Below are 18801 nucleotides of genomic sequence, written 5' to 3' on the forward strand. Positions count from 1 at the left end.
GGCGAAAAGAACTATAAAGGTGTAACTAAATGCCTCCGTTTATACTATACGGCAGACTGCATGAAAAATCAAGCAAAGTTCATGTTAAATCAATGTATTTTTCATACGATCCCCACACACTCATAGGGAGCCCCAATGACCTGCCGGCATTCAAGACTTCTCTGTATCCAACCACCCATTCGCTGTATCCTTTTTTCATGTGGTTGATTATCATATCCAATGTGTTTTGTTCGGAAAACATTTTTTGCAATATACGGGCAATTAAAAAAACCGGAAGATTAAATAAATATGCCGGAAATATTCGATACGTTCTTACTCCCAGTAATCTGCACACCTGTATTCCTTCTCTAAAAGCAAGCACCATTTTCTTAATTGCATTGAGATTTGTAATAACATTTTCAAAACTACCGTATTCTGCAATCACACCGGCTGTAATTGCTTGCTGCAAATAATGAACTCTCAACCACTCAAAGATATTTTTATCAACCGTTATGTTTATACTGGAATTTTGTAATAATGATGAGAAATGCGGCAAGTAAATCGATGAACCGCCTAAACGGGTTGCTTCATCAAATATGATAATGTGTAAGCCTTTTTCGTCTCTTCCGCCGCCTATTGATGAAGGGAATGCAATAAGATAATCGTCTTGAGAAAGGTAGGGGGCGATTTCGTTTTTTAGATTCCAGTTATTTTGCATAAATACAAAATACTTTGTCTTATTTTTCAATTCTTTTAAATGCGGTAAGACACTACATAATTGAAAACGATTTACGGCAACTATAATAGCGTCGTAGTGATCTTCAATATGGGTAATAATTCTGCGCTCGAATTTCATTGTTTGGTAAACAGTCGATCGTTTTCTTAAATCTTTATAGCTGATTGTAATTTCTTTTTCCGTGTCGGATTTTCCGTAAAAGTCGACTTCGTTATTACAAGACACGAGCCAGCCATATGCCGTGCCTATTGTTCCTGCACCGTAGATTAAGAGTTTCATTTAAAAAGCCTCGTTACATTAATTTTTTTTCTTCTTGATTTTCCGCTCCGGTAATTCATCATACATTGCATTAAACAAGCCCGTTATAAATGCTTTGTCATCAATTTCGTCTACTAAAAGCATTTCTTTTGCGCCTTGATACGGCAATTCTTAGGAAGCGTTCGGCATATACGCAATTGCCGACGGAACCGCTTTTACCAGTAAGCGGTCATCGTAGATACCGCCCACAATTTTATCTCGATAGTAAATGATAAATTCTCCCATCATTGAGCGATAGCGTATGTCTTGCAATTCCGATAACTGTTCCAAAATAAAATCTAAATATGCTTTACTCGATGCCATAAATCCGCCTTGCGTTTTATTTGCGCTGTAGTGTTTACATGTCCTTTCTGAATTCACGATCTATCGTTTCTTTTATATTTGCTTGGAGTGCGGTAATTAGTTTATCCCGTATGGCTATGTCGGGATGCAGTATATACGAATCTTCGTTGTCCGTAAACAGGCGATACGGTTTTATGTGAAAGTTGTTTTATGTGCTGTCAGCTTATAAAATCAAAACTTGATAGAGCTGAAAGGAAATAATTTGAGGCGGATTTCCCCGCCATTTTATTTTAAATTACCGTATCCCCCGAATAATCGCAAATGCCACACCGGATAATATAAGCGCCGTAAGCGTCATTGCAATCAGACCCTTTAAAAATCCCATAAAGTGGAACAGATAATCTTTATTACCTTTGCAGTTTTCGGTTCCCGGAAAAATGAACAGTTTTGCCGAAAGCGTGCAGATCATGAGCCAATCCACGACGAGTAAATCGACGGCGTTCCACATCATCGCCATAACCCACAAATGGCAAAAAATTGTGACGAAAGAAACGTCTTTTGCGCCGTAGGTACAGAAAACCGAAAAGATCGCCGTACCGGCAAGCAGCAAGAAAACGCAAACAAAAAAGGCAATGGCGAGCCTTTTTTGTTTTACATTCGGCTGCAGTATATGGGCACATTCTGTAACGTCTGCAGGATAATCGTGCGCTATTGTCCAGGGGAATTGGTGAACCGAAACCGCCACCATTGCCGCCCACAAGGCAGACCATATAATGCCATGAATAATGGCCGTGTGTATTTGTAAACTCATAATTACTCCTATACTCCGACTATCCTTTAAAGTGCGGGGTAAGTCAAGGGGGCGACAATAACAAGGGGCAGCGATGCGTATTTTCGACGGAGGCAGGAATTCGGCATAAGCCACACGGTTACCATCCTACAACACGCAATCACATAATCGTTGACTTCCTGTATTTTTATGAGGTAAAATGAAATTATGAAACTTATACGTATGACAATGCCGTTGCTTACGGCGACGCTTCTGCTTATATTTTGCAGCAGCTGCTCAAAAAAAGATGAAATTAGACCTCTAACACAAGGCGGCGTTATGAAACTGTCTTGTTCAGCTTTTGCCGACGGTGAAAAGATACCGGTAGAATTTGCAAAGCTCGGCGAGAACCGCATTCCGCCGCTGGAAATTGCAGGAGTCCCGGACGGGACAAAGACTTTGGCGATTATCGTGCACGATCCTGATGCGCCGATGCCGGGTGGATTTTATCACTGGACGTTGTGGAACATTCCGCCGGAAACTACATCAATCGGGACTGGCAATTTGCCCGCAGGTGCGGTTGAAGGCGAAACAAGTTGGGGTACGAGCGGTTACAATGGACCGCAGCCTCCGTTCGGCACTCACCGTTATATTTTCTATCTTTATGCGCTCAACACGGATCTAAACCTTCCTGCCGACAGCAATGTAAAGGAACTGAAAGCTGCGATGAAGGAGCACGTGCTCGAAATAACTTCGCTTACTGGCAAGTTCGCAGCAAAAGATAATCCTTGAGCAAAAAATAAACGCAGTGCACTTTTTACAAAGTAGACGCTGCGTTTATTTTTCACCCATCCTGCCTTATATGCAGGTAACTCCCGAAGTTTTTGCAGCGTTTTTAACAGCTTCTGCAACTGCCTGCGCAACGCGGCGGTCAAACGGGTCTGGAATGACAAATTCTTCGCAAAGCTTGTCGGCGGGAACTAGGGATGCAATTGCATGAGCCGCCGCAATTTTCATTTCAAGGTTTATGCAAGATGCCCGAACGTCCAACGCTCCTCTGAATATTCCAGGGAACGCCAGCAGATTGTTTACTTGGTTTGGAAAGTCTGAGCGCCCTGTGCATATTATGCGAATCCCAGCCTTTTTTGCGTCATCGGGCATGATTTCCGGCAAAGGGTTTGCCATCGCCAAAACGACGGCATCTTTGTTCATTGTGCGAGCCATGTCTTGTGTAAGGCAGCCGGCTGTCGAAACTCCTATGAACACGTCGGCTCCTTTTATTACATCGGAAAGCATTCCTTTTTCTTTTTTTGCATTTGTGATTTCCGCGATTTCCTGTTTATAGGGATTCATGTCTTCCGTGCGTCCGCTGTAAATTGCACCCATCCTGTCGCATAAAATTATATTTTTTGTATTCATGCTTTGCAAAAGGCGCGTGATTGCCATGCCTGCCGCACCTGCGCCGTTTACCACAACTTTGACATTTTCAAAATCTTTTTTTACTATTTTGAAAGCGTTTATAAGTGCGGAAACAACGACTATCGCCGTTCCGTGTTGGTCGTCATGGAAAACCGGAATCGGAAGAGTTTTTTGCAGTTCTCTCTCAATGTCAAAGCATTCCGGCGCTTTTATATCTTCAAGGTTAATGCCTCCGAATCCGTCTGCAATGAGCTGGACAGTCTTGATTACGTCAGCGGAATTTAGAGAATTCACGCATATTGGATATGCATCTACTCCTCCAAACTCCTTGAATAAAATCGCTTTGCCTTCCATCACAGGGAGACCTGCTCCCGCACCGATGTTCCCAAGTCCGAGAACAGCAGTTCCGTTTGTAACTACAGCTACGGCGTTTCCCTTTGATGTGTACGAATAGATTTTGTCCTTATCAGCTTTTATTTCAAGGCAAGGAGCTGCAACTCCCGGCGTATATGCTAAAGTCAAATCCTCTGCAGAATGAAGCGGAACTTTACTTTGTACAGCAATCTTTCCGTGATATTTTTTATGAAAATCAAGAGCTTTTTTATCAATCTCGTTCATTTTACCCTCCCATAAAAACTTTTGCAGGAAATAGCAATTTCCGAAAAAGTTTTTAGCCGTGCGCAAGAGCGCACACGTTCAATAGTCGAGTTTGCAAAATAAAGCGTATCGTATTCATTTGATTTTTATCGAAACGACACGTATACACGTCTTCTGCAAACATCCAGGCAAACTCGAAATAAAAAGTATCGGCGATATTTCAGACGACACTTTTTATCACATCTCCTTATATTCAGGCTGCTTGATGGTACTCCTCATCTGAACTAAATGTCAATGGCAACCTCCGTGATTAGCGGTGCCCTATCAATTCTAAATTTGCATTTGAGTTTGCATTCTCTTTAGCAAATGTTTTGTCATATTGAATCGTAAATTATATTTTGGCTTCTTGATGTTATGTATGGAATCATATAATATGTTTCTATATATAAAAACATAACAGGAGGTTTCTATGTGTAAAAATGAAATTCCGTATAAAATCTACCTTTCTGAAAAAGAACTCCCAATCGCATGGTACAATGTCCGTGCGGAGATGAAGAATAAACCTGCACCGCTTTTGAATCCCGAAACGCATAAACAAATCGGATTGAATGAGCTCTCACAAATTTTTTGTGAAGAGCTTGCAAAGCAAGAATTAAACGATACCGATAAATGGATAGAGATTCCTGAAGATATACGAAAATTCTATAAAATGTTCCGTCCGTCGCCGCTTATACGCGCATATTGCCTTGAAGAACAGCTTGGTACTCCTGCAAAGATTTATTATAAATTTGAAGGCAACAACACCAGCGGCAGCCATAAACTGAATTCTGCGATTGCACAAGCTTATTACGCAAAAAAGCAGGGCTTAAAAGGAGTTACGACAGAAACCGGCGCTGGGCAGTGGGGAACGGCTCTTTCTATGGCTTGTGCATATTTTGGATTAGATTGCCGTGTGTTTATGGTAAAATGTTCTTATGAGCAAAAACCGTTCCGCCGAGAGGTTATGCGCACATACGGCGCAAGCGTGACGCCTTCTCCGTCTGACACGACAAAAGTTGGCCGCAAGATTTTGGAGCGGTTTCCGGGAACTTCGGGAAGTCTTGGGTGTGCAATTTCCGAGGCTGTCGAAGCTGCCCTTTCCGAAGACGGCTATCGTTATGTACTTGGAAGTGTTCTTTCGCAAGTTTTGATTCATCAGACTGTTATTGGTCTTGAAGCAATGACAGCGCTCGATAAATACGGCGTAAATCCAGACATAATAATAGGCTGTGCCGGCGGCGGTTCTAATTTGGGCGGACTTATATCTCCGTTTATGGGACGAAAACTTCGCGGAGAAGCTGATTACCGTTTTATTGCCGTTGAACCGGCATCTTGCCCGAGTTTTACACGTGGGAAATTTGCATACGACTACTGCGATACTGGACATGTAACGCCGCTTGCAAAAATGTATACGCTTGGCTCGAATTTTATTCCTTCTGCAAATCATTCCGGCGGTTTGCGCTACCACGGAATGAGTTCGATTTTATCACAGCTTTATGACGATAAACTGATTGAAGCTCGTTCGGTGACGCAAACGGAAGTTTTTGAAGCTGCCCGGCAATTTGCCAGAATCGAGGGTATTCTTCCCGCTCCGGAAAGCAGCCATGCAATACGTGCTGCAATCGATGAAGCTTTAAAATGCAAGAAAACAGGTGAAGAAAAAACAATTTTATTCGGACTTACCGGTACCGGATATTTTGATATGGCTGCGTATCAAGCGTTTAATGATGGGAAGATGAGAGATTATGTTCCGTCCGAAGCTGATTTGAAAAATGGTTTCGACGGTATTCCGCATTTTCCCGGAAATGATTTTTAATGTTGTCCGATAAATCCGATAAAGTGGAGAGAGTTGAATTGAGGTTTGCTTTATGGAAGAAAAGAGTTTTAACTCAAAACGTGTTATCATAGCCGGAGCCGGAATTTCAGGTTTAACGGCAGGTATTTATGCACGCCGCTTTGGATTTGATGTTACGATTCTTGAAAGCCATAATATTCCAGGCGGACTTTCTACAGCGTGGAAACGCAAAGGTTATCTTTTTGAAGGTGGAATGCACTGGCTTACAGGCTTTTCCGAAGAAATGCCACTCAACAGGATATGGAAAGAGACAGGTGCGCTTCAAGAAAATAATCCGATATTCAATGCCGCATCTTTTGTATACACGCTGGCAGCTATAACATGCTTGATGTTGGGAAGCAGCTATGAATATTGGAAAAAATCAAAAGATGACGGTTCTTACAATCGGAAAAAGCAAGATTTAATAGACAGATTTGTTTCGGTTCTCTGTGAATTTTTACCGGAGATAAAGTCAAAGATAGAGGTGACCGATGCGGCAACTGTCAGAAAGGCAGCACAATATCTTTGTAGAGACGACGACGTGGAATTCATATAGATTTTCATTTGACTTATGCCAGATGTTTATATATGATTTTAACATTGTTGCAACGTCCTTTCGTTTTCAGCTATAAAATTTTCAGGTGTACTCGATGAAAAAATATTTTTCCTTTCTTTTTACTGCAGTAGTTTTATTTACAACGATAAGTTGTTTCTATCAACCTTTGATATGTAATGTCTCTTATGATACGCAAGACAGCGGAAAACAATTTCCTGCCATCAGTGTAAGTTACGGTTCAAAATTGACTGATGCGCAGCTTCCAAATCTTAGTGCGGACGGGAAACTTTTTTGCGGCTGGTACAAAGAAAGCGGATGCACAACAAAATGGAACAAAGACACCGACACAGTCACCAAAGATATAACGCTCTACGCAAAGTGGCAAAATGCGTCACCGCTTATTCCTCTCGTGCCGTCTACTGAAGTTTTTACTGTAACATTCAACACGCGCGGGCTTTCGGCTGCACCCTCAGAGATTAAAGTTGCAAACGGAGAGACGATTTCAACCATGCCGGCAAATCCTACTCATTTTACTTGGGACTTTGAAGGCTGGTACAAAGATAAAAAGAACACTCAAATGTGGGACACTGCGTCCGACAAGGTAACAAAAAATATTACGCTCTACACAAAATGGAAGCCGAAATCCATTGGTGAAACTGATTTATGGAAAAGCAAAACAGACCGCCCCGACGACTATTACAGAATCCCCGCATTTGCTGAAACAAAAGACGGCACGCTGCTCGCTGTAACAGATTTGCGGTACAAACATGCGGCGGACGTTGGTGAATACGATGAGTGGGGCGGGTTTAGACCGTTTCACCCGCGACATATTCATAGAATTGATTTAATCTTAAAACGCTCTTTAGATTACGGCAAAAGTTGGTCTTCTCTCGACACTAATCTTACAAACGTTCCGGAAACGCCCGAATACGGATGCGGAGATGCCGCTATTGTAGCAGACAGAGATTCCGACGAAGTTCTTATCATTCATGTAAAAGGCAATGTACGCTATCAAGATGGCAAACAAAATGTCGCAATGTTGAAATCTTCCGACGGCGGGAACTCTTTTACTCCGACAGACATAACCGACCAAATATACGGAATGAACGCATCTTGGCAGCGTATGTTTGTTACGTCAGGGAAAATACACCAGTCCCGATTTGTTAAAGTCGATAAATACTACCGCATATACGCGGCGCCTTTGATTGGAGATTTTGGCAATACTGTTATATATTCGGACGACTTCGGAGACACGTGGAAAGTGCTCGGCGGCGATGCAACAGTAAAGCCAATTCCATCTGGAGACGAGGCGAAAGTTGAAGAACTTCCCGACGGAAGAGTTATTCTTTCAAGCCGCTTCGGAAACGGAAGGTATATAAATATTTTTACCTACACAAACAAAAATACGGGAGAGGGAAATTGGGGAACAGCTTCTCACTTGCAGTTAGGAAACGACGGCGGAACAAACGGAGAACTTCTGATTGTGAAAGCGTGTGCGGTAAACGATAAAACACCTGTTTATCTTGCATTGCAATCTATCCCTGCGGCAAGCGGTCGAAATAATGTAACAATATACTGGCGCACAATCACGGAGAACGTATCTCTTGATGAGTTTGTAACCGGCAGTGAATGGCGGCAATATCAAATCCATACCGGTTCAAGCGCATATTCAACGATGATTCAGCAAAAAGACGGACGAATCGGATTTTTATATGAACACAATGCGAAAAGTTCTCCTGCCGGTTACGACATTTGCTACAAAAGTCTCACGATAAGTGATATCACCGGCGAGCAATACGAAGCTGCGTTTTTGACACAATGATGTTTTTAGCCGTAATGTGCTAAGTTAAACTAAAATATTTGGAGTTGCAATGTCACATTTTCTTTACACAATCATAATTTATCCGCTGTATGCGCTGATTGAATGTATCTTTTCGCTTTTCAGCAAAATTACCGGAAACACAGGAATTTCTGTCATCGGGGTCAGTATCGGTGTTACTCTTTTTTGCCTGCCGTTGTATGCTGTTGCGGAAAAGTTACAGGAAGCGGAGCGCAAAAAACAAAAATCAATGCAGCCTATGCTCGAGAGGATTAAAGCGTCGTTTACCGGCGACGAGCGCTATATGATGACGACAGCTTATTACAAAGAATGCCGTTACAATCCTGTGATGGCGCTGCGTTCTATATTCGGGCTTTTGATTCAGATTCCGTTTTTCATCGCCGCATATACATTTTTGTCGCACTTGCCATCTCTAAAAGGAGCTTCATTTTTATTTATCAAAGATATGGGAGCTCAGGATGCGTTGTTTAAAATCGGCAGTTTTCCCGTAAATGTTCTCCCGATCGCTATGACTTTGATAAATATTGTCTCAGGCATAATCTACACGAAAGGTTTAATGCTCAAAGATAAACTACAAGTCTTTGTTACAGCTCTTGTTTTTCTTGTGATTTTGTATCCGTCTCCCGCAGGTCTTGTACTTTACTGGACGATGAATAACGTCTTCAGTATGGTAAAAAACATTTTTTATAAACTTAAAAATCCTCTAAAAGTTTTTTGGATTTGCACGTGCGTTGGAGCGGTACTTTCCGCTGTGTATATTTTGTTTGTTTTTTCTTCAAAGATGCAGTACAAAGTTGTTTTCTTGTTGGGAGCTGTGTTAATCATTTTCTTGCCGCAGGTTGTGAAAGCTGTTCAAAAACTGCTTGACGGAACGCTTTCTTGTATTGTTGAAAATGCAAGGGTTCGCCATACGTTGTATCTTGTTTCGTGTGGTGTGCTGTTTTTACTTTCAGGTACAGTGATACCGTCGTCTCTTATCGCATCTTCTCCAGCCGAGTTCGCAGGAATCGGTGAGCATGCAAATCCGTTGTATTTTATTGGAAATACAGGATTGCAAGCTGCGGGAATTTTCTTATTTTGGGCACCTTGTGTTTACTTTTTGTTCGGGAAAAAAGTTCAGACTGTTCTTGCATTTGTAATGACTGCTTTCGTGTATTGTGCGCTAGCCAATTCGTATATTTTTATGCTCAGCTATGGAGATGTGTCATCGTCTCTTTCGTTTTTGAATGCTACCGATTTTAAGGTGATTTCGTTCCTGTCTCTTGTCAATGTTTTTGTCCTAATTGCGTTGTTCTGTGCACTGCCGTTTTTTATAAAATTGAGAAATGCTAAGGTTTTAATATCTCTTTCTTCGATTTTTGCGCTTGCGCTTGGAGCTGTGTCTATTGCAAACATATTTTCGATTTCAAAAGCATACTCCGAATACAAAAAAGCAGGTAATGCACAGATATCTGCTTCTATTGAGCCGATTTTTCATCTTTCAAAAAATCATCAAAACGTAGTGCTTTTTATGTTTGACCGCGCTCAAAGTCAATATATCGACGAAATGTTTAATGAAGATCCATCTCTTTACGAAAAATACAGCGGCTTTGTTTTTTACAATAATGTCGTTTCTTTTAACGGACACACTCTTCAAGGAGCGCCGGGATTGTACGGCGGTTACGAATATACACCGCTTGAAATGAACCGCCGCTCAGATGTTCCGCTCGTCAAAAAAAATAATGAAGCTCTTTTGATGTTGCCGCGTATTTTTACCGAGCAAAAAGGATTTTCAGCAGCAATAACAGACCCTTCGTGGGGAAACTATGCAGGATTTTGCGATTTGAGTTTTATCAGTCCGTTCCCTAAAATCAACGGTTACCAGACCATCGGGCGCTATTCGGCGTTGTGGAAAAAAGAGCACTGGACGGAGGGTGGCATTGGAGACGATGGAAAAATTCTTGAACGCAATCTTTTGTTTTTCAGTTTTTTTAGACAGTCGCCGATTGCACTGCGTCAAATGCTTTATAAAAAAGGGACGTACTGGAGTTCTGATTCAGAATCTGGCAACGTAAAAATCGTTCTAGACAATTATTCTGCGCTCGATTATTTGAAGCGGCTGACATCTATCTCCGATACTGAAAACGGTTCTTATGTCTGTATGGTTAATGAGCTTACTCATGAAAATCTTTTATTACAGGCACCTGATTATATTCCTGTAAAAAAAGTCACGAATAAAGGAACTTCAAAATACAAAGAAAACCTTGATTATCACACGCAGATTGCAGCGTTAAAAATGCTAGGCTCGTGGCTTGATTTCTTGAAGGAAAACGGCATTTACGATAATACAAGAATTGTCATCGTTTCCGACCACGGCTGCAATGGGTATGAAGATGATATTGAGCCTGATGCCGAGCTTGATTCACAAATTGCCGGAGGAAAATACGAAGGGCGAGGGCATTATCATCCATTGCTTTTATTTAAAGACTTCAATGCGTCAGGAAAGCTTATCGAAGATGATACGTTTATGACAAATACCGACACTCCGAGCCTTCTGCTAAAAGGACTTGTTGAAAATCCTGTAAATCCGTTTACGGGCAAGATAGTCCCGCTTGATACGCATGCGCTGAAAAAAGACGGTGTTATCATTTCTATAAGCGACCGACATCAGCCTGCTATGAACGGTAAATACAAATTCAATATTCCTTATTCGCACTGGTGGAAGGTAAAAGACAATATTTTTAAGGCTTCCAGCTGGAGCCGTCCAACAGAAAAGGAGATTCAACAATGACCCAACCGTTTTTATATATCGACCCGGGAACGGGCAGCATGCTCTTTTCGATTCTTATCGGAGCGGCTGCAACTCTGTTCTTTTTGAGCAGAGCGGTACTTTTAAAATTCAAAGTGTTTTTATCAGGCAAAAAAAGCGGTATTGATACGACAGATGCTACGTTAAAAAAATATGTCGTTTATGTTGAAGGGAAACAGTACAGAAATATTTTTAAGCCGATTGCCGACGAATTTGAAAAACGGAAAATACCTTTGACTTATTACACTTCTGCAAAAGATGACGCAGTATTCGACGAGAAATATGAATTTGTAAAGCCTGAGTTTATCGGGGAAGGCAATGCGGCGTTTGCGCGCCTCAATATGATTTCTGCCGGAGTTGTTTTGATGACGACGCCTGGTCTGAACGTCTATCAGATGAAGAGAAGCCGAAACGTAAAGCATTATTCTCACGTCTTACATGCTGTAAGCGACGCGACGATGTACCGCCTGTTCGGAATCGATTTTTTTGATTCTGTGCTTTTGTCCGGCGACTATCAAAAAAAAGACATACGAGCGCTTGAAAAAAAACGCGCTATTAATGAAAAAGAGCTTGTAACTGTCGGATGTCCTTATTTGGACGTTCTCAAAGAGCGCATGGCGTCCATTCCACAAGAGGAAAATCACGTTTTCACTGTTCTCGTCTCACCGTCGTGGGGAAAAAGCGCGCTTCTTTTGCGCTACGGCGAAAAGCTTCTTGACCCGCTTGCGGCTACAGGCTGGCGCATTATCGTCCGTCCGCACCCGCAGTCGAAAAAGTCTGAAAGCGCGATGCTCGAAAAACTCACCGAAAAATATAAAAATACAGCGAATGTCGAATGGGACTACGAGCGCGACAATATTTATTCGATGAAAAAAGCCGACATTATGATTTCAGATTTTTCAGGTATAATTTACGATTACGCATTTTTGTGTGATAAACCTGTCATGTACGTCAACGCTGACTTGGACTTACGCCCCTACGATGCATACGACCTTGAAGACAACGGCAAAAAAATTTGGCAGTTTGAAACGCTCAAAAAAATCGGCGTGGAATTGAAAGAAGAGCATTTTTCTGATATAAAAAACGTGATTATGCAGGCAGGAGACAGTGCGGAACTTGCAGCTGCTCGAAAAGCCGCAAAAGCAGAAGCGTGGCAGAACGAGGGAAGAGCAGGCGAGGCGATTGCGGACTTTATGATCGATACGCTGCGATACGATGAACCTCGATGAATCGCTTGAACGGCGAAAAATGATGATAAGACAGCTGCTGTAAATCAGCGGACTGCCATATATACTTTTATAAAAACAGGAGAAATATATGCAGGCAATTATTCTGGCTGCGGGAATGGGAAAGCGGCTTAAATCTTATACGAAAGACGCTACAAAGTGCATGGTCAAAGTCAACGGAAAAACATTGATTGAATATACGATAGAGGCACTTACCGCAAACAAAATCGAGCGGCTTGTCGTCGTTGTCGGCTATAAAGGCGCACTTTTAAAAGATTTTATCGCATCAAAATTTAATGCGGAAAATCTAAACGGCATGAAAATCGACTACATCGAAAATCCTGTGTACGATACGACGAATAATATTTATTCGCTGTTTCTTGCCGGAAGCGAGATGGCAAAAGACGATACGATTTTGCTTGAAAGCGATTTGATTTTTAAGCCTGAAATATTACAGTCGCTCATCGCCTCTCCCGACAAAAACCTTGCGGTTGTCTCTCCTTTTGAGGCATGGATGGACGGTACCTGCACGCTTCTTGACGAAAATCGCTGTATAACGGGAATGCTCGATAAAGTCCGCTTTAATTGGGCTGACACTGAGCATTATTATAAAACAGTTAACATTTATAAATTTTCCAAAGAGTTTTCCGAGCAGTATTATCTGCCTTTCCTTGACGCATATCAAAAATCTTTCGGTAAAAACGAATATTACGAACAAGTCTTGAAAGTCATTTCGTTTTTATCGTCGTCATCACTAAAAGGACTTGTCGTAAGCGGCAGCGACTGGTACGAAATCGATGATCCGGCAGACCTTGCGATTGCGGAAGACCGCTTCAAAACGGGAATCGAAAAGTTGCACAGCCTTGAAAAACGATACGGCGGCTACTGGCGTTTCCCGCAGATGAAAGATTTTTGTTACCTTGTAAATCCGTATTTTCCACCGAAAAAACTTGTAAGCGAAATGAAAGCGAATTTCCACGTCCTCATTACAGAATACCCGAGCGGAGCCGCCCAGCAAAGTCTCCTTGCGTCAAAAATATTCAACATCATGCCGGAGCATATCGTCGTTGGAAACGGAGCGGCGGAACTTATTTCTTCTCTTGCAAAATATGTTGAAGGCAAAGTTGCAATTCCATTTCCGACGTTCAATGAATATCCGGAACGATTTACGCACGCGGAAGTTGTCCCTGTCCCGACCAATAGAGAAACATTTGTTTATTCGGTAGACGATATTTTAAAAACCGTGCGACAAACTGGTGCAAAGACAGTCCTTTTAATCAATCCTGATAATCCGACCGGCAATTTCTTAAAAAAAGGCGAAGTTCTTCATTTGTGTGAAGAATTAAAAAAGGACAACGTAACGATTATCTTTGACGAATCGTTTATCGACTTTGCGGATAAGGCGATACGCTACACGCTGCTCGACGAAGAAATTTTAAACGAATATCCGAATCTCATCGTCGTAAAATCGATCAGCAAAAGTTACGGTGTTCCGGGGCTCAGACTCGGCATTCTCGCTTCTTCCGACCCGGCGTATATTTCTCGTATTCGGAAAACGAATGCCATCTGGAACATCAATTCGTTCGGTGAATATTTTTTGCAAATCTACGACAAGTACAACAAAACTTACGCGGTTGCTTGCGATGCTATTGCAGAAGAACGCAGCAGGTTTATAAAAAGGCTTTCAGAAATTGAAGGCATTAAGGTTTTTCCGAGTGAGGCAAATTATGTTTTGTGCCGCCTAAACGGTATAAAAGCCGGAGAGCTCACAGTTTCTCTGCTTGAAAAATACAATATTTTTATCAAAGACCTTTCTTCAAAAAAAGGTTTTGAAAGCGGCGGCTATATCCGCCTTGCAGTTAGGAACAAAGAAGACAATGATGCGCTCATTGCGGCATTAAAAGATATTTTAGGTTGAATGTAGGGCACCGCTAAAATCTATACAGTAAGTTTTTAACGATGCCATTTCATTTTGCCACATGAAAATTACTCCGATTAATTTACATGCGGCCATGCTCTCTCGCTTTTGAGGGAGTTTCCTTGCAGTGGATAGCTTCTATCATAATTTCCAGCTGACAGCCTGTTTTCTTGAATCAATAAACCTTGCGTATATTCCGCCTTTTTTTACAAGCTCGTCGTGTTTACCTTGTTCTGCAATACATCCTTTATCAATCACTATTATCTGATCCGCATTGCGAACTGTCTTGAGCCTGTGAGCAATCATTATCACTGTTTTTTCTTTTGTAAGCTCTTCGATAGCCGCCATGAGTTCCTGTTCATTTTCAGGGTCAACGTTTGCAGTCGCTTCATCAAGGATGATGACAGGAGAATTTTTCATTATTGCGCGTGCAATTGAAATGCGCTGTCGTTCGCCCCCACTCAACGAGGCACCTCTTTCGCCAATCACTGTGTCGTAGCCGTTTGGAAGCGCACTTATAAATTCGTGGCAACATGCTTTTTTTGCAGCATCAATCACTCGTTCCATAGGAGCATCGGGCTCACCAAAGCGGATATTGTTTGCGATAGTGTCGTGAAACAGATATACATGCTGGAAAACAAAGCTGTAGTTTTTCATCAAGCTATCCATGCTGTAATCTTTTACATTTGTTCCGCCGAGAGTCACGGCACCTGAATCTGCATCCCAAAAACGTGAAAGCAGAAGGCACAACGTCGTCTTTCCTCCTCCACTAGGACCTACAATCGCAGTAGTTGTGTGCTCAGGGATTTTCAAAGAGATATTATCGATGATTTTTCGTTTTTCATATGCAAAATCGATAGAAGATGCCTCAATATCGTGGTTTTTAGGTTGAACATCTGCACCGTCGATATCCATTGCAGGAAGGTTCAAAATTGCATTTGCTTTTGATATGCTGATATCGATTGTGCGGAGCAGTGCAGAATAGTTGCCTCCTGCTTCAAGTGCGTTGTACAGCATGAATGAACAGACAAGCATTGTTATACAATCGGCAATAGCCATCGAGCCGTTCAAATAAAAGAAAATAGAAGCGAGCATCATTGCAACTCCGCTCAACTTTGATGTCAGTGTCTGAAGGCTTGAAACAGGAATGCAGCGCATCTCCATTTTGATAAGTGTTTTTACGCGGCGATTGATTATGCTGTTCAATTCTTTTCGGCGACTGCCTGAAAGGTTGTATGCTTTTACTTCAGCAATTCCTTGAATATATTCCAAAACTTTTCCTATCTCTGCCGTATCGTCTCTGATTTTTTCCGCAGAAACATTTTTTACAGCAAGGCGCATAAATACATTTACAAATTCAAAAAGTGCAAAGCCGGCAAGGGCGATCAGAGCGATTCTCCAGTCAAATACAAAAAGCATGATGATGATAAGAGAAGTATCGAGCACTCCCTGAAATACCATCATGATAACTCTCGTTGCAATGTCGCCAAGAGCTTCCATAGCGTTTGTTGTAACCGATGTGATTTCTCCAAGGCTATTTTCATTGAAGTATCCCATCGGCAAGTAACGAAGATGTTCCGCAATCTCTATTCTTTTTTTTGCACATGTTCTGTAACCGCCTTCGCATTGCCACATTGCTGTAAATTTTCGAGTTATAATTCCTCCGACAACGCTAGCGCACATTATCGCAAAAGAAAGCCATATTGTTTTTGTTTCGAATGGGAGACCATAAAGCACAGTTCCCGTAACGCCGCGAATCATAACTGCAACAGCTCCGATCCTTAAAGCCATAAAAAATGAATTAAAAATTCCAACTATTATTGAGCCATAAAATTTCTTACGGTTTTCTATATCACTGAATTTGAAAAATTTCATTATAGTTTCAAACATCAAAATACCTCCTGCTACTCATCTTTACTTGAAATGTGGGCTGTCCACATGTTTTTATACAAAACCGATTTTTCCAGCAGTTCTTCGTGTGTTCCGCTTGAATCAATCATGCCGTCTTTGATAACGTAGAGTTTATCTGCGTCTTTTACAGTAGAAAGCCTGTGCGCAATCACTATAAGTGTCTTTCCTTTTACGAGTTGAGCAACAGATTTTTGAATGATAGCTTCGTTTTCGGGATCTGTATAAGCGGTCGCCTCATCTAAGATGACAATTGGAGCATTTTTCATCATAGCTCGCGCAATCGCAATTCGTTGACATTCTCCGCCACTGAGATGAGCTCCGCTTCCTCCGACAATTGTGTCAAAGCCGTTTTCGAGCGACATAATAAAATCGTAACAGCCTGATTCTCTGGCAACTTCTTCGACTTCTTTGTCTGACGCATTTTGATTTCCAATCCGAATGTTATCTCTTACGCTTAAATCAAAAAGGAAGTTATCCTGACTTACGTAAGCAATTCTGTTGTTGTATTCCTCCAACGATAAATCTTTGATGTTCACACCGCCGATCTCTATTGTTCCCGAATCTACATCCCACAAAGATGCAATCAGTCTGGCAATCGTAGATTTTCCGCTTCCGCTGGGACCGACAAATGCAGTGTATGAGCCTTGAGGAAGGTTCATGTTTATTCCGTGAAGAATCTCTTTATTTTCTTTGTCATCAGTTTCTTTGTGATAGCTGAATTTTACGTCACGCAATGTGATAGAGTTATCTGATGGATCTTTTTTGTTCGCAATCGGGCGTACAAGCTCAGGAAGATTCATGATGTTTCCAACTTCTCCAAAAATCGCTCCGGCTTTTGCTATATCATCATGATAAGAAAATGCAGTTATGATTGGTTGAACTGCACTTATTGCAAGGATAATCACAGTTATAAACAAAGACGAGTCGATGCTTCCGTTCAGGAACATAAAACCGCCGATCGGCAAAAGTGAAAAGATAAGTGTCGGTGTGATTGTCGTTGCGATTGCATGAGGCCAGATACAGTCGCGCATCCATTCAACGTAGCAGTCAGAGCCTTCTTTTGCGGCAACGACAAATCGTTCGTAAGAAGATTTTGATTTTCCAAAAGCTTTTATCACTTCTATTCCGTTTATATATTCAACTGCCGTATCGTTTAATGCTTTCGTCTTGTCAATGGCATATTTAAAGCGCCTTTGTGCATCTTTGAACATAAAAGACATTGCAAACACACCTACCGGAAGCACTGCCATACATGCGAGTGCAAGCCTCCAGTCAAGGACAAAAAGGTAAACAATCAAAACTACAGAAAGTATGATGTTTGAAGTGTACTCAGGGACGATGTGGGCTAGTGTAGTTTCCATGCTATCAATTCTTTCAATCATAATGCTTTTGAGCGACCCTGACGGCATATCCATTACAGTGCCAAGCGGAACGCGAGTAATTTTATCGCACATCATTTTCCTGATGTTGCCAAGCAGATTAAAAGTTGCGAAATGGCTCATGTTTGTAGAAATCGCATGAAACAAGACATTTCCAATCCAGAAAATAACAGTAATTCCGCATTCTTTCAAAAAAATATTCCAGTCACGAAGCCCACTCATAAGTTGGCGGACAATCAGGGCAATCATAAAATACGGAGCAATACAACATGCAACGCTGATAACAGCAAATATCATGCTTGCAATGTATTGTCCTTTTTTGCTTCCCGCAAAATAGAATATCCACTCCGGAAGGCTTTTTTTTGCAGGATTTTTATTTTTTTTATCAGACATATAAACCTCTTTTGTTAGATGTAGCTAACTAAAAGATATGATATATAACAATGTTATATTAGTCAATGCTAATGAGTGAAAAATGAAAGAAAACGATGGTTGTAAAATTTTAATCTAAAAAGTGCATAAGGCTGTTCCAGCCGCCGCGATAGAATTTAAACATCTGTAAAAGACCGCGTTTTGCTTCTTCTTTTGGAATATCTCGTAGAATCAAGTTGAAAAATGATGAGAAAGTGCTGTTTATGACAATCTGCTCGATAAGCGGGTCTATTCGTTCTACAGATTTTCCTTGCATTTCAAGAATACGGTAAAAATCATCGGTAGATTCAATTTCTTTTTGAGAGATTTCTTGTATAAAGTTTTCGTATTTTGTCCCATCAGATGATTTTACAATCAGCTCAAATGCCATTTTGTGCTCCCAGATATATTCAAACATCTTTTTCAGCTCTAATGACGAGACTTCTGCCATAGAAGATAATTGTTGTTCCAAAGACATATTTTTAAATTCTTCAAGGATATTGCTGAAAAATCCTAAAAGATGAGTTGCGTGTTCTTTTACAAGAGCGTCAAAAAGTTCTTCCTTGCTCTTGAAATAGCCATAAAATGCGCCTGTAGTGACACTTGCCTTTTTCACGATTGCTCTAAGGGAAGCTCCTCTAAAGCCTTTGTCTAAAAATTCCTTTTCAGAAACCATGATGATTCTTTCGAGCGTGTTTAAAGGGCTGTTTTTCCGGGTAACGGGTTGTTCCATAAAAATAAAATAAACTCTGTCTTCTGATATGTCAACAACCGTGTTATAGTTTGCTGAAATTTTGCC

At 41.3% G+C, this 18801-nt stretch carries 13 protein-coding genes and 1 pseudogene; 7 read left to right on the plus strand and 7 right to left on the minus strand.

Annotated elements, in window-relative coordinates; genetic code table 11:
- Nucleotides 1-79 precede the first annotated feature (79 nt).
- The 3 genes and pseudogenes from H9I37_RS03595 to H9I37_RS03605 form a co-directional block, all read right to left on the minus strand.
- Nucleotides 80-994, minus strand: coding sequence for a ketopantoate reductase family protein (locus tag H9I37_RS03595; protein WP_187381109.1), 915 nt, complete (start codon nucleotides 992-994; stop codon nucleotides 80-82).
- An 18-nt stretch (nucleotides 995-1012) separates the two neighbouring features.
- Nucleotides 1013-1336, minus strand: a pseudogene (locus tag H9I37_RS03600) (TfoX/Sxy family protein).
- A 274-nt stretch (nucleotides 1337-1610) separates the two neighbouring features.
- Nucleotides 1611-2126, minus strand: coding sequence for a hypothetical protein (locus H9I37_RS03605; protein WP_187381110.1), 516 nt, complete (start codon nucleotides 2124-2126; stop codon nucleotides 1611-1613).
- Nucleotides 2127-2312: 186 nt separating this feature from the next.
- On the opposite strand from H9I37_RS03605, the gene H9I37_RS03610 reads away from it, so the two are divergent.
- Nucleotides 2313-2876 (plus strand): YbhB/YbcL family Raf kinase inhibitor-like protein, encoded by a 564-nt coding sequence (locus H9I37_RS03610; protein WP_187381111.1) that lies wholly within the window; start codon nucleotides 2313-2315, stop codon nucleotides 2874-2876.
- A gap of 66 nt (nucleotides 2877-2942) precedes the next feature.
- Here the strand turns inward: H9I37_RS03610 and H9I37_RS03615 are convergent, their stop codons facing one another.
- Complete coding sequence (locus tag H9I37_RS03615) at nucleotides 2943-4121, minus strand: NAD(P)-dependent malic enzyme (protein WP_187381112.1); 1179 nt, start codon at nucleotides 4119-4121, stop codon at nucleotides 2943-2945.
- A 448-nt stretch (nucleotides 4122-4569) separates the two neighbouring features.
- Here H9I37_RS03615 and H9I37_RS03620 point away from each other — a divergent pair, with 448 nt between their 5' ends.
- From H9I37_RS03620 to H9I37_RS03650, 6 genes are all read left to right on the plus strand, one after another.
- A complete protein-coding gene (locus H9I37_RS03620) occupies nucleotides 4570-5955 on the plus strand; it encodes a TrpB-like pyridoxal phosphate-dependent enzyme (protein ID WP_187381113.1) in 1386 nt (461 codons plus the stop codon).
- Between the two features lie 52 nt (nucleotides 5956-6007).
- Nucleotides 6008-6529 carry an NAD(P)-binding protein gene (locus H9I37_RS03625; protein ID WP_187381114.1) on the plus strand — a complete coding sequence of 174 codons (522 nt, stop codon included), beginning with the start codon at nucleotides 6008-6010 and terminating at the stop codon, nucleotides 6527-6529.
- Between the two features lie 94 nt (nucleotides 6530-6623).
- Entirely contained in the window at nucleotides 6624-8351 is a 1728-nt protein-coding gene (locus H9I37_RS03635; protein WP_255422478.1) for an InlB B-repeat-containing protein, read from the plus strand.
- A gap of 49 nt (nucleotides 8352-8400) precedes the next feature.
- Nucleotides 8401-11139 (plus strand): membrane protein insertase YidC, encoded by a 2739-nt coding sequence (locus H9I37_RS03640; RefSeq protein ID WP_187381115.1) that lies wholly within the window; start codon nucleotides 8401-8403, stop codon nucleotides 11137-11139.
- On the plus strand, nucleotides 11136-12386 hold the full coding sequence (locus H9I37_RS03645; RefSeq protein WP_187381116.1) for a CDP-glycerol glycerophosphotransferase family protein: 1251 nt from the start codon (nucleotides 11136-11138) through the stop codon (nucleotides 12384-12386). The genes H9I37_RS03640 and H9I37_RS03645 overlap by 4 nt, the downstream gene beginning before the upstream one ends.
- Before the next feature lie 88 nt (nucleotides 12387-12474).
- Nucleotides 12475-14301: an aminotransferase class I/II-fold pyridoxal phosphate-dependent enzyme gene (locus H9I37_RS03650; protein WP_187381117.1), complete on the plus strand. Its 1827-nt coding sequence runs from the start codon at nucleotides 12475-12477 to the stop codon at nucleotides 14299-14301.
- A gap of 141 nt (nucleotides 14302-14442) precedes the next feature.
- Here the strand turns inward: H9I37_RS03650 and H9I37_RS03655 are convergent, their stop codons facing one another.
- The 3 genes from H9I37_RS03655 to H9I37_RS03665 all read right to left on the minus strand — a co-directional run bounded on the left by H9I37_RS03655 (nucleotide 14443) and on the right by H9I37_RS03665 (nucleotide 18735).
- A complete protein-coding gene (locus H9I37_RS03655) occupies nucleotides 14443-16191 on the minus strand; it encodes an ABC transporter ATP-binding protein (RefSeq protein WP_187381118.1) in 1749 nt (582 codons plus the stop codon).
- A 14-nt stretch (nucleotides 16192-16205) separates the two neighbouring features.
- Nucleotides 16206-17984 carry an ABC transporter ATP-binding protein gene (locus tag H9I37_RS03660; protein WP_187381119.1) on the minus strand — a complete coding sequence of 593 codons (1779 nt, stop codon included), beginning with the start codon at nucleotides 17982-17984 and terminating at the stop codon, nucleotides 16206-16208.
- Between the two features lie 109 nt (nucleotides 17985-18093).
- Nucleotides 18094-18735, minus strand: a complete 642-nt coding sequence (locus H9I37_RS03665; protein ID WP_187381120.1) for a TetR/AcrR family transcriptional regulator — start codon at nucleotides 18733-18735, stop codon at nucleotides 18094-18096.
- Between the last annotated feature and the right edge of the window lie 66 nt (nucleotides 18736-18801).

Source organism: Treponema sp. Marseille-Q3903, from assembly GCF_014334335.1.
In the GTDB taxonomy this organism is placed as follows: domain Bacteria; phylum Spirochaetota; class Spirochaetia; order Treponematales; family Treponemataceae; genus Treponema_D.

What these genes read in the sequence shown, in the direction of transcription:
- H9I37_RS03645 (WP_187381116.1), top strand. Translation starts at nt 11,136, where the DNA reads ATGACCCAACCGTTTTTATATATCGACCCGGGAACGGGCAGCATGCTC.
- H9I37_RS03605 (WP_187381110.1), bottom strand. Translation starts at nt 2,126, where the DNA reads ATGAGTTTACAAATACACACGGCCATTATTCATGGCATTATATGGTCT.
- H9I37_RS03620 (WP_187381113.1), top strand. Translation starts at nt 4,570, where the DNA reads ATGTGTAAAAATGAAATTCCGTATAAAATCTACCTTTCTGAAAAAGAA.
- H9I37_RS03660 (WP_187381119.1), bottom strand. Translation starts at nt 17,984, where the DNA reads ATGTCTGATAAAAAAAATAAAAATCCTGCAAAAAAAAGCCTTCCGGAG.
- H9I37_RS03610 (WP_187381111.1), top strand. Translation starts at nt 2,313, where the DNA reads ATGAAACTTATACGTATGACAATGCCGTTGCTTACGGCGACGCTTCTG.
- H9I37_RS03615 (WP_187381112.1), bottom strand. Translation starts at nt 4,121, where the DNA reads ATGAACGAGATTGATAAAAAAGCTCTTGATTTTCATAAAAAATATCAC.
- H9I37_RS03635 (WP_255422478.1), top strand. Translation starts at nt 6,624, where the DNA reads ATGAAAAAATATTTTTCCTTTCTTTTTACTGCAGTAGTTTTATTTACA.
- H9I37_RS03625 (WP_187381114.1), top strand. Translation starts at nt 6,008, where the DNA reads ATGGAAGAAAAGAGTTTTAACTCAAAACGTGTTATCATAGCCGGAGCC.
- H9I37_RS03655 (WP_187381118.1), bottom strand. Translation starts at nt 16,191, where the DNA reads ATGTTTGAAACTATAATGAAATTTTTCAAATTCAGTGATATAGAAAAC.
- H9I37_RS03665 (WP_187381120.1), bottom strand. Translation starts at nt 18,735, where the DNA reads ATGGAACAACCCGTTACCCGGAAAAACAGCCCTTTAAACACGCTCGAA.
- H9I37_RS03650 (WP_187381117.1), top strand. Translation starts at nt 12,475, where the DNA reads ATGCAGGCAATTATTCTGGCTGCGGGAATGGGAAAGCGGCTTAAATCT.
- H9I37_RS03640 (WP_187381115.1), top strand. Translation starts at nt 8,401, where the DNA reads ATGTCACATTTTCTTTACACAATCATAATTTATCCGCTGTATGCGCTG.
- H9I37_RS03595 (WP_187381109.1), bottom strand. Translation starts at nt 994, where the DNA reads ATGAAACTCTTAATCTACGGTGCAGGAACAATAGGCACGGCATATGGC.